The following is an 11,229-nucleotide window of genomic DNA, read 5'->3' on the forward strand; positions in this document are numbered from 1 at the left end:
TCCGCGCGGCGGGTCGCGGCTGCGGACCGGTCGCGGTCACTGAGCCTCCGGCGGGGACGCAACGACTCCAGGATGGCCGGGGCTCCGTCCGCGCGGTGTGTCCGACTCGGGACGCGGGCGGGCTACCGGCGGCGGACCCGCCAGCGCTGGGCGAGGGCGGCCACGCTGCCCCAGATTCCGCGCCGGAACAGCAGGACGACCAGGACGAAGATGCTGCCGGTCACCAGGCCGATCGTCTCGAACCCCGAGTACGACAGCCAGTCCTCCAGGCGGACCAGGATGGCCGCACCGAGCACGCCGCCCCAGAGGGTGCCGATGCCACCGAGCACGACGACGATGACGGCCTTGCCCGACGTGGTCCAGTGCAGTGCGTCCAGTGAGACGAACCGGTGGCCCATGACGAACAGTCCCCCACCGAGCCCGGCGAGGAACGCCGAGAGGACGAACGCGGTGAGCTTGTAGCGGTGCACCGGGTAGCCGAGCGCGCGGGCCCGCGCCGGGTTGTCGCGGATACCGACCAGCACCCGGCCGAACGGCGAGTGCACGATCCGCCACGCGGCGGCCAGCCCGAGGAGCACGATCGGCAGCGCCGCGTAGTAGAAGTAGAACTCGTCGCTGAGGTCCAGGCCGAACAGCTCCCGCGGCACGCTCTGCAGACCGTTCTCCCCGCCGGTGACGGTGCCCCACTTGTTCGCGATGTAGTAGATCATCTGCGCGAAGGCAAGGGTCACCATCGCGAAGTAGATCCCGGTGCGCTTCACCGCGAGATACCCGATCGGTACGGCGAGCACCGCCGCCACCAGTGCCCCGGCCAGCACGGCGACCGGGAAGGGGACGCCGGCGTGGATCGCCACGAGCCCCGTCGCGTACGCCGACGTCCCCCAGAAGGCCGCGTGCCCGAACGACATCAGCCCGGTGAATCCGAGCAGCAGGTCGATGGCGACGGCGAACAGCGCCCAGCACAGGATGTCCACGGCGATGGCCGGGTAGAGCCCGTTGGGTAGCCACAGCGCGACCGCCAGCCCCGCCGCGAGCAGGGCGTAGCGCATCCAGCCGGGGGCGGCTGCCACCGCGCCGAGGGCTGATCGCGGTCGTGCGGCGGCGGGAGCCTCCGCCGGCTGCACGGTAGACGTCTCGCTCATGCCGGCACTCCGCTGCGCTCCGTGCCGCCATGAGGCACCACCGCACTGCGCCGATGATTCGCTCGCTGGCGCTCGCTCATGCCGGCGACTCCTCCCGTCCGAACAGGCCGGCCGGCCGCCACAGCAGCACGACGGCCATCACGATGAACACCAGGGTCTGCGCCAGGATCGGCGCCGTCTCCGACAGGTAGGCCTCACCCCATGCCTGCAACAGGCCGATGCCGAAGCCGGCGGCCACCGAGCCGAAGATGGATCCGAGCCCGCCGATCACCACGACCGCGAAGACCACGATGATCAGGTCGGCGCCCATCAGCGGGTTGACCGCCCGCATCGGTGCGGCGAGCACCCCGGCGGCACCGGCCAGGGCGATGCCGAAGCCGAACACCGGCGTCACCCAGCGCCCGACGTTGATGCCGAACGCCTGGGTCAGTTCGGGCCGCTCCGTGGCGGCCCGCACCACCATGCCGATGCGGGTGTGGGTCAGCAGCCACCAGACCCCGAGGCAGGCCAGGATGGCGAAGCCCAGCACGAAGACCCGGTACGTCGGGAAGGTGAACAGACCGAAGTCGACCGAGCCCTGTAGTCCCGCCGGGGTGGCGTACGGGCTGGACTGCACGCCGTACCGGCTCTTGACCAGGTCCTGCAGGATCAGCGTCAACCCGAAGGTCAGCAGGAAGTTGTAGAGCGGATCCAGCCGGGTCAGCCGGTGGATGAACGCCCGTTCGAGCGCCATGCCGAACAGACCCAGTACCACCGGCACGATCACCAGCGCGCCCCAGAACGGCACCCCGACCTCGGTGAGCAGCACGTACGCCCCGAAGGCGCCGAGCATGTAGAAGGCGCCGTGGGCGAAGTTGACCACTCGCAGCATCCCGAAGATGACCGCGAGCCCGAGGGCGAGCAGGGCGTAGAACGCCCCGCCCACCAACCCGTTGAACGTGTGTTGCAGGAAACCGCTCATCGCCTCGTCACATCTTGCAGTCGGCCGACGGAGTCCGGAAGGCTTCCTCGGCGGGGATGGTCTTGAGGATCTTCACGTAGTCCCACGGCTCCGTGACCTCGGCGGCCGGCTTGACCTCGGCCAGGTAGGCGTCGTGGATGACCCGGTGGTCCTCGGCCCGGATCTTCCCGTTGCGCAGGAAGACGTCCTCGATCGTCTTCCCCTCGAGCTGCTCGACCACCTTGTCGGCGTCGTCGGTGCCGGCGCCCTGCACGGCCTCCAGGTACTGGAACGCCGCCGAGTAGTTCGCCGCGTGCGCGAAGGTCGGGCGGGTGCCGGTCTCCTGCTGGAACCGGTCGGCGAACTCCCGGTTCTTCTGGTCGAAGTTCCAGTACCAGGCGTCGGTGTAGGTGGTGCCGGCCAGCGCGTCAGGCGTCAGGGAGTGGATGTCGGTCAGGAACATCAGGCCGACGGAGAGGCTGACGCCCTTGTCCCGCAGCTTGAACTCGTTGTACTGCTTCACCAGGTTGACCAGGTCGGCACCGGCCTGCATGGTGCCCAGCACGTCCGGCTTCGGGTTGAGCGTCGGGGCCTTCAGCAGGAAGGTGGAGAAGTTGTCGTTCGGGAAGGGCGTCGGGTCCTTGCCGACGATGGTGCCGCCCGCCGCCTGCACTGCGGCGGAGAAGCTCTTCTCCATGTCCTGCCCGAACGCGTAGTCCGGGTAGACGATGTACCAGTTCTTGGCACCCTGCTCGGTGACCGTCCGGCCGGTGCCGTTGGCCAGCATGTAGGTGTCGTACGCGTAGTGGAACGTGTACTTGTTGCAGGCCTTGCCGGTCAGCTCCGTGGTGGCGCCGGTGATGTTGAAATAGAGCTTCTTCTTCGCCTTCGACACGTCGGCCACCTTCAGCGCGGCCGAGGAGGTGGGCACGTCGAAGATCACATCGGCGCCCTTGCGGTCGTACAGCTCGGCCGCCCGGTTGTTGGCGATGTCCGGCTTGTTCTGGTGGTCGGCGAACTCGACGCTGATGTTGTCGGTGATCGCCTGGTCGCCGTGCTTGGCCTTGAAGTCGGCGATGGCCATCTCCACGGCCTTCACCGAATTCTTGCCGGACAGTTCGGAGTAGACCCCGGACTGGTCGTTCAGGACGCCCAGCACGATCTTGTCGTCGGTGAGCTTCGAGTCGCCCGAGCTCTGCGGTCCGCCACCGCCACAGCCGGCGATCAGCATCGTGACGGCGGAAACCGCCGCCAACCCTGTGGTTCTGCGCATGCCCGTCCCTCCATGTCCGCGCCTGGCGCGGCTCGCTGTCCCTGTTGAGATATTCATCAGATGCCGAGGTACGACAGCAGCTCGCGCTCGCGCGACCGCACCTCGGAGTTGTCCATCGCCTCCGCGATGCGCCCCTCGGCCAGCAGGTAGTGCCGGTCGGCGACGCCGGTGGCGAAGTGCAGGTTCTGCTCCACCAGCAGCACGGTCACGCCGTGCTGCTTGGCCTGGCGCAGGATCTCGCCGACCTGCTGCACCAGCAGCGGGGACAGGCCCTCGGTCGGCTCGTCGCAGAGCATCAGTCGGGCGCCCATCCGCAGCACCCGGGCCAGCGCCAGCATCTGCTGCTCGCCCCCGGAGAGCATGGTGGCCGCCGAGTCGCGCCGCTCGTAGAGGGCGGGGAACGCCTCGTACACCCGCTCCAGCGACCACGGATCCGGGCCCACCGCCGGCGGTAACGTGAGGTTCTCGGTGACGCTGAGCGTGGCGTAGCTGCCCCGATCGTCCGGCACCCAGCCGAGTCCGAGCCGGGCCCGGCGGTAGGCCGGCAGCTTGGTGACGTCTCGCCCGTCGAGTTCCACCGTGCCGCGCTGCCCGGCGTGCAGCCCCATCGCGCAGCGCAGCAGGGTGGACTTGCCGGCGCCGTTGCGCCCGACCAGGGTGACCACCTCGCCGGTGGCCACGTCGAGACTGACGTCCCGCAGCACCTGCGCCTCGCCGTACCAGGCGGACAGGTTCTCAATGCGCAGCATCTGCGGCTCCCAGGTAAGCGGTGATCACGCGCTCGTCCGCGCGGACCTGTTCGTACGGGCCCTCGACGAGGACCCGCCCGGCCTGCAGCACGGTGACGGTGTCGGCGAGCCGTCCGACCACGCTCATGTTGTGCTCGACCATGACCACGGTCCGGCCCGCGCGGACGCGACCGATGAGGTCGACGGTGCGGTCCACGTCCTCCAGGCCCATGCCGGCGGTCGGCTCGTCTAACAGCAGCACCTTCGGGTCGAGTGCCAGGGCGATGGCCAGTTCCAGGGCCCGCTTGCGCCCGTAGGCCAGTGCCTCGGCCGGCGCGTCGGCCAGCTCGGCGAGGCCCACCATGTCCAGCAGCTCGCCCGCCCGGTCGGCGTAGCGGCGCATCAGCTTCGCCGAGCGCCAGAATTGCCAGCCCAGCCCGCTCGGGCTCTGCAACGCCAGCTCGACGTGCTCGCGGGCGCTCAGCTGCGGAAAGAGACTGGTGATCTGGAACGAGCGGGCCACCCCCAGCCGGGCGACCTGCTCCGGGGGCAGGCCGGTGACGTCCCGGCCGGCCAGCTCGATCCGCCCGTCGGTGGGGCGCAGGAAGCCGGTGAGCAGGTTGAACAGCGTGGTCTTGCCCGCGCCGTTCGGCCCCACCAACGCGTGCACGCTGTCCGGCGCGACGTCGAGGTCGACATTGTCGACCGCCCGGAAACCCCGGAAGTCGCGGGTCAGCCCGCGCGCCGACAGGATTGCTTGCCCGGTCATCGCCCATCCTTCGGTTACCGGCGACGACCAGTTCGGTGATCGGGGTCACAGGGCCGCCGCGTGCAGGAAACCTACGGCTCGGCGAACATGTCGATCTATGTCGATGATCAACATATTTCGGGTGCCCCAAGGGTGCGCAAGCGCCACCCCCATGGGCAGCACACCGCCACAGAGACCATCGAAACCAGCAGGTACCGACAGCCCCTCCGTTAAGACATGTGTCGATACCACCCTCCGACGGCCGGATCTTGACCACGGCAGCTACGTTGATGATCAACACAGCAGACCACCCCGAAAGGTCCGGACACATGCCGTTCGGCTTCACCCTCGCGATCGTCGCCGCCGCCGCCACGATCATCGCCGTCGCCGTCGCACTCATCAGTTCGCAGCGCAGCCTGCGACAGACCAGCGTCCTGGCAGCGGTCGCCGCCCTGGCCGCGACGATCGTTCTCACCGTGGCGTCGAGCGCCCACTCGGTACCGATCCGCTCGGTCGGGATCGTCACCAGCTTCGGCAAGCCGACCGGTGAGGTCACCGGCTCCGGCCTGAAGTGGGTCGCGCCGTGGCAGCGGGTCGGCGAGTGGGACGCCGGGCGGCAGAAGTACGACCACATCGGCGACAGCAACTGCGTACGGGTGCGTACCGGCACTCTCGCCGACGCGTGCGTCGAGGTGCTGGTCGAGTGGCAGGTCCGGCCCGAGAACGCCCCGAAGCAGTTCATGGACTACAAGGGCGACTTCGACAGCTTCCGGGGACAGCGGGTCGGCGTACAGCTGGACAGCGCGGTGAACGACGCCTTCACCGCCTACAACCCGCTGGAGCGGATCGACGCGCAGACCGGCAACCTGAACGTCGACCTCAAGCCCTTCGCGGAGAGCATCAAGACCAACGCGGAGGGCCGGCTGGCCGACGACGTCGACATCCTGTCGGTCACCATCACCCGGGTCAACCACGACGACAAGACCGAGGGCAACATCAAGGCGTTCCAGGACAAGCTCGCCCAGACCCGCAACCTCGAACAGGACCGCCGCAACGCCGAAATCCAGAAGCAGATCACCGAGACCAACGCCAAGGTGGACAAGGTGACCCGCTGCCTGGAGATCGCCGAGAAGAACGGCAGCACGCCGGGTCTGTGCATCAACCCAGGCATCGTCACCGGCACCGCCAAGTGACCCCGCCGCCCCGCGGCCCGCGCCGGGCGACCGGCGCGGGCCGCAGGGGCACCGGTCAGCTGGTCAGCGCATCCAGCGCGAAGTCGACGTCCCCCTCGGTGGAGTAGAGGTGGAACGAGGCCCGGACCCGGCCGGCCCGCACCGCCGCGCGGACGCCGGCCCGTTCGAGCTTCTCCTGCGCACCGGGCACCTCCACGGTGACGATCGCGCTGCGCCCGGCTGGTTGTCCCAGTCCCGCGAGGAACCGGTTGGCCAGCGCCACGTCGTGCGCGTGCACCGCCGGCAACCCGATCTCCAGCAGCAGTTCCAGCGCCGGGGCCGCACCAACCCAGCTGAACCAGGCCGGCGAGATGTCGAACCGGCGCGCGTCGTCGGCGAGCCGCAACGGCGGCCCGTAGTAGGACGCGTGCGGGTCACGCCCGGCGTACCAGCCGGCGGCGTCCGGCCGCATCCGCTCCCGTAGCGCCGGGTCGAGGTAGGCGAACGCGGTACCCCGCGGGCCCATCAGCCATTTGTACCCGCCGGCCACGACCACGTCGGCACGAGCCGCCTCGAACGGCAGCCAGCCGCACGCCTGGGTGGCGTCGACCGCGACGATCGCGCCGTGCGCCCGGGCCGCCGCGACGATGTCGTCGTACGCGGCCACCGCACCGTCGGCGGACTGCACCAGGCTGAACGCCACCAGGTCGGTGTCGGCGTCGACCGAGGCGGCCAGCTCGTCCAGCGGCACGGTGCGCACCTCGACGCCCCGTTCGGCCTGCACCAGCCAGGGGAAGAGATTGGAGGTGAACTCGACCTCGGGGACGACCACCCGCGCACCGGCGGGCAACGCGGCGGCGACCGGGGCCAGCAGCTGGGAGACGGTGGCACCGACCGCCACGTCAGCCGCCGGCACCCCGACCAGCCGGGCGAACGCGGTCCGCGACCGATCGGTCGCCTCGCTCCAGCTCTCCCACGACGTTCGTCCCGCGCGCCAGCCGGCCAGCGCCTCCTGCAACGCCTCCCAGGCCGGATCGGGCGGCAACCCGTAGCTGGCGGTGTTCAGCCAGCCGGCCTGCGGTTGCCACAACTTCTGCGCCTGCTCCAGTTCCACGCCACCGACGCTAACCGCCCCCACCCCCGCCGCCGACCGCCAATCCCACCGCCGTGGCCCCCACCCCGCTGCCCAACCAGCGACGCGATCATGCAGTTGTGGTGCCCCGCACAAGGGGCCAACGGAGCGGATCGCCCACCACAACTGCATGATCGGCACGCGCTGGCGACGCCGGCCGCGCCGGATCAGCTGACGTTGGCCGGGCCGAAGACGCTCTTCAGGTCGGCCATCAGGGCGGTGGTCGCCGCCACCCGCACCGGACCGAGCCGCCAGGTGGTGGTTCGGCTGCCGTTGAGCAGCTTGACGTGCACCTCGGCGTCGCCCGGGTGCAGCACCAGGGTCTCCTTGAGCCGTTCCACCAGCGGCGGCGTGCACCGGGTCACCGGGATGGTGAGGGTGACCGGCTTGTTGGCCGCACTGCTGCTGACGTCGGGCAGGGACATGTCCATCGCCATGATGCGGGGGGTTTCGTCGCGCCGGTCGACCCGCCCCTTGACCACCACGATCGCGTCCTCGGCGATGTACTGCCCGATCACCTCGTAGGTGTTCGGGAAGAACAGGGTCTCCACCCCACCGGCCAGGTCCTCCAGGGTGGCCGAGGCCCACGCCCGGCCCTGCTTGGTGACCCGCCGCTGCACGCCGGAGAGGATGCCGGCGAGGGTGACCACCGCGCCGTCGGGCACGGTGCCCTCCTCGGACAGGGCGGCGATGGTGCAGTCGGCCGCCGCGCCGAGGACGTGTTCCAGGCCGAAGAGCGGGTGGTCGGAGACGTACAGGCCGAGCATCTCGCGTTCGAAGGCGAGCTTGTCCCGCTTGTCCCACTCCCCCTCGCCGATGGTCGGCATGACCGTGCTGTTGGACGCGGTCTCGGTCTCGCCGAAGCCCGCGCCGAACAGGTCGTACTGACCGACGGCCTCCTTGCGCTTGACGTCGGCGTACGCGTCGATGGCGTCGGCGTGCACCGCCAGCAGGCCCTTACGGGGATGCTTGAGCGAGTCGAACGCCCCCGCCTTGATCAGGGATTCGATGGTCTTCTTGTTGCAGACCACGGCGTCCACCTTGGACAGGAAGTCGTAGAAGTCGGCGTACTCGCCCTTCTCGTCGCGGCACCGCATGATCGCGGCAACCACGTTCGCGCCGACGTTACGGATCGCGCCGAGACCGAAGCGGATCTCCTTGCCGACCGGGGTGAACGGCCCGGCCGAAGTGTTCACGTCCGGCGGCAGCACCTGGATGCCCATCCGCCGGCACTCCGACAGGTACATGGCCATCTTGTCCTTGTCGTCGCCGACGGAGGTCAGCAGCGCCGCCATGTACTCGGCCGGGTAGTGCGCCTTCAGGTACGCCGTCCAGTACGACACCAGCCCGTACGCCGCCGAGTGCGCCTTGTTGAAGGCGTACCCGGCGAACGGGACCAGCACGTCCCAGACCTTCTGGATCGCCTCGTCGGAGTAGCCGTGCTCGCGGCAGCCGTCCCGGAACGGGATGAACTCCTTGTCGAGGATCTCCTTCTTCTTCTTGCCCATCGCCCGGCGCAGCAGGTCGGCCTGACCGAGGGTGTAGCCGGCGAGGATCTGCGCGGCGCGCTGCACCTGCTCCTGATAGACGATCAGGCCGTAGGTGGGGGCGAGGATCTCCCGCAGCGGCTCCGCCAGCTCCGGGTGGATCGGGGTGATCTCCTGGAGCCCGTTCTTACGCAGCGCGTAGTTGGTGTGCGAGTCCACGCCCATCGGGCCGGGGCGGTAGAGCGCCAGGACGGCGGAGATGTCCTCGAAGTTGTCCGGCTTCATCATCCGCAGCAGCGATCGCATCGGCCCACCGTCGAGCTGGAACACGCCCAGGGTGTCGCCCCGGGACAGCAGCTCGTACGCGGCCTTGTCGTCCAGCGGCAACGCCAGCAGGTCAAGTTCCTTGCCGTGGTTGAGCTGGATGTTCTTCACCGCGTCGTCGATGATGGTCAGGTTGCGCAGGCCGAGGAAGTCCATCTTCAACAGCCCGAGCGACTCGCAGGTCGGGTAGTCGAACTGGGTGATGATCACCCCGTCGGAGTCCCGGCGCATCAGCGGGATGTGCTCGATGATCGGCTCGGCGGACATGATGACGCCGGCGGCGTGCACGCCGGTCTGCCGGATCAGTCCCTCGATGCCCCGGGCGGTGTCGATGACCTTCTTGACGTCGGCTTCCGACTCGTACATGCCGCGGATCTCGCCGGCCTCGGCGTACCGGGGGTGCTTCGGGTCGAAGATGCCTTCGAGCGGGATGTCCTTGCCCATCACGGCCGGCGGCATGGCCTTGGTGATCCGGTCGCCGACCGCGTACGGGTAGCCGAGCACCCGCGCCGAGTCCTTGATCGCGGCCTTCGCCTTGATCGTGCCGAAGGTGGCGATCTGCGCGACCTTGTCCTCGCCCCACTTGTCGGTGACGTACTTGATCACCTCACCGCGCCGACGCTCGTCGAAGTCGATGTCGACATCCGGCATGGAGACCCGCTCGGGGTTGAGGAACCGCTCGAAGATCAGCCCGTGCGGGATGGGGTCCAGGTCGGTGATACCCAGGGCGTACGCGACCAGCGAGCCGGCCGCGGAGCCACGGCCCGGGCCGACCGCGATGCCCTGGTTCTTGGCCCACTGGATGAAGTCGGCGACCACGAGGAAGTACGACGGGAAGCCCATCTGGATGATGACGCCCAGCTCGTACTCGGCCTGCACCACGTGGCCCTCGGGGATGCCCTGCGGGTAGCGGCGGGCCAGCCCGGCGAAGGTCTCCTTGCGGAACCAGGACTCCTCGGTCTCCCCCTCGGGCACCGGGAAGCGCGGCATCAGGTTGTGGAACTCGAACATCCCGGTCGGGTCGACCCGCTCGGCCACCAGCAGCGTGTTGCGGCAGCCCTCCAGCCAGGCGTCGGAGCCGTCCACGCCGCGCATCTCGTCGGCGGACTTGATGTAGTAGCCGCTGCCGCCGAACTTGAACCGGTTCGGGTCGGCGACGTTGCTGCCGGTCTGCACGCAGAGCAGCACGTCGTGCGCCTCGGACTGCGCCTCGTGCGTGTAGTGCGAGTCGTTGGTGACCACCGGCGGGATGTCGAGCTTGCGGCCGATCTCCAGCAGCCCGTCCCGGACCCGCTTCTCGATGTCCAGGCCGTGGTCCATCAGCTCCAGGAAGTAGTTCTCCTTGCCGAAGATGTCCTGGTACTTCGCCGCGGCCTCGAGGGCCTGCGCGTCGTGGCCGAGCCGCAGCCGGGTCTGCACCTCGCCGGAGGGGCAACCGGTGGTGGCCATCAGGCCGTCGGCGTACTCGGCGAGCAACTCGGCGTCCATCCGGGGCCACTTGACGAAGTAGCCGTCGGTGTACGCCTTGCTGGTGAGCGTGAAGAGATTGTGCAGGCCGGTCTTGTTGCGCGCCCAGATCGTCTTGTGGGTGTAGCCACCGCTACCGGAGACGTCGTCGCTCTTCTGCTCCGGCCGCCCCCACCGCACCCGCTGCTTGTGGAACCGCGACTCCGGCGCCACGTACGCCTCGATGCCCAGGATCGGGGTGACCCCGGCGGCCATCGCCTGCTTGTAGAAGTCGTTCGCGCCGTGCATGTTGCCGTGGTCGGTCATCGCCACGGCCGGCATTCCCTGCCGCTTGACCTCGGCGAACAGGTCCTTGAGCCGGGCTGCTCCGTCGAGCATCGAGTACTCCGTGTGCACGTGCAGATGCGCGAACGAATCGCCCATGCGGAGGCCCCCCGGGTCAGCTGATCGAGTCGGTCGGCCCACCCTATCGCCGCCGCCGGAGCCGGCTCCAGCCCGCCGCGCGGCACGACTGACGAGGTGTCGCGGATCATGCGTACGCCGGCCCGGAACACCCGGTCGCCGGCCGGACTTGGCAAGGGAGATCGGTTCACGCCGCTGACGGTGCGCAGCACCTCTCCTCGGTGAACAACACCGTGACCAGGGCAAGGAACGCGATCGGCGTATTGCTCCGGGCGGAAGATCTTGGACAGTTGCCGTTTTCGCGTAACGGAAACTGTCCAAGATCTGGACCGGGTGTAGGCGGTCAGCGCTGAACCACCCCGCGTCGGCATGTGGCGATGTCTGCGAACAGAAGTGGCAGTCCTCCGGGCAGCC

8 protein-coding genes are annotated in these 11,229 nt (G+C 69.1%); 1 reads left to right on the top strand and 7 read right to left on the bottom strand.

Translation table 11 applies throughout. From position 1 onward, the window contains the following. Nucleotides 1–122 precede the first annotated feature (122 nt). From AB0M52_RS22640 to AB0M52_RS22660, 5 genes are all read right to left on the bottom strand, one after another. Entirely contained in the window at nucleotides 123–1,049 is a 927-nt protein-coding gene (locus AB0M52_RS22640; RefSeq protein ID WP_363956975.1) for a branched-chain amino acid ABC transporter permease, read from the bottom strand. A gap of 169 nt (nucleotides 1,050–1,218) precedes the next feature. Then, nucleotides 1,219–2,103 (bottom strand): branched-chain amino acid ABC transporter permease, encoded by an 885-nt coding sequence (locus tag AB0M52_RS22645; RefSeq protein ID WP_363956955.1) that lies wholly within the window; start codon nucleotides 2,101–2,103, stop codon nucleotides 1,219–1,221. A 7-nt stretch (nucleotides 2,104–2,110) separates the two neighbouring features. Further along, complete coding sequence (locus AB0M52_RS22650; protein WP_363956958.1) at nucleotides 2,111–3,355, bottom strand: ABC transporter substrate-binding protein; 1,245 nt, start codon at nucleotides 3,353–3,355, stop codon at nucleotides 2,111–2,113. A 56-nt stretch (nucleotides 3,356–3,411) separates the two neighbouring features. Further along, complete coding sequence (locus AB0M52_RS22655; protein WP_363956961.1) at nucleotides 3,412–4,104, bottom strand: ABC transporter ATP-binding protein; 693 nt, start codon at nucleotides 4,102–4,104, stop codon at nucleotides 3,412–3,414. Further along, on the bottom strand, nucleotides 4,091–4,852 hold the full coding sequence (locus AB0M52_RS22660) for an ABC transporter ATP-binding protein (protein WP_363956964.1): 762 nt from the start codon (nucleotides 4,850–4,852) through the stop codon (nucleotides 4,091–4,093). Before AB0M52_RS22660 ends, AB0M52_RS22655 begins: the two co-directional genes overlap by 14 nt. A gap of 308 nt (nucleotides 4,853–5,160) precedes the next feature. On the opposite strand from AB0M52_RS22660, the gene AB0M52_RS22665 reads away from it, so the two are divergent. After that, nucleotides 5,161–6,024, top strand: a complete 864-nt coding sequence (locus tag AB0M52_RS22665) for an SPFH domain-containing protein (protein ID WP_363956967.1) — start codon at nucleotides 5,161–5,163, stop codon at nucleotides 6,022–6,024. 55 nt (nucleotides 6,025–6,079) lie between these two features. Here the strand turns inward: AB0M52_RS22665 and AB0M52_RS22670 are convergent, their stop codons facing one another. Beyond that, nucleotides 6,080–7,117 carry an aminotransferase class V-fold PLP-dependent enzyme gene (locus tag AB0M52_RS22670; protein WP_363956969.1) on the bottom strand — a complete coding sequence of 346 codons (1,038 nt, stop codon included), beginning with the start codon at nucleotides 7,115–7,117 and terminating at the stop codon, nucleotides 6,080–6,082. A gap of 185 nt (nucleotides 7,118–7,302) precedes the next feature. Next, the gene (gene dnaE / locus AB0M52_RS22675) at nucleotides 7,303–10,836 is read right to left on the bottom strand and encodes a DNA polymerase III subunit alpha (protein WP_363956972.1); all 3,534 of its coding nucleotides are present in this window, start codon (nucleotides 10,834–10,836) and stop codon (nucleotides 7,303–7,305) included. Nucleotides 10,837–11,229 lie beyond the last annotated feature (393 nt).

The sequence above is a fragment of the Micromonospora sp. NPDC051296 genome (genome assembly GCF_040682255.1).
Taxonomy (GTDB): domain Bacteria; phylum Actinomycetota; class Actinomycetes; order Mycobacteriales; family Micromonosporaceae; genus Micromonospora; species Micromonospora craterilacus.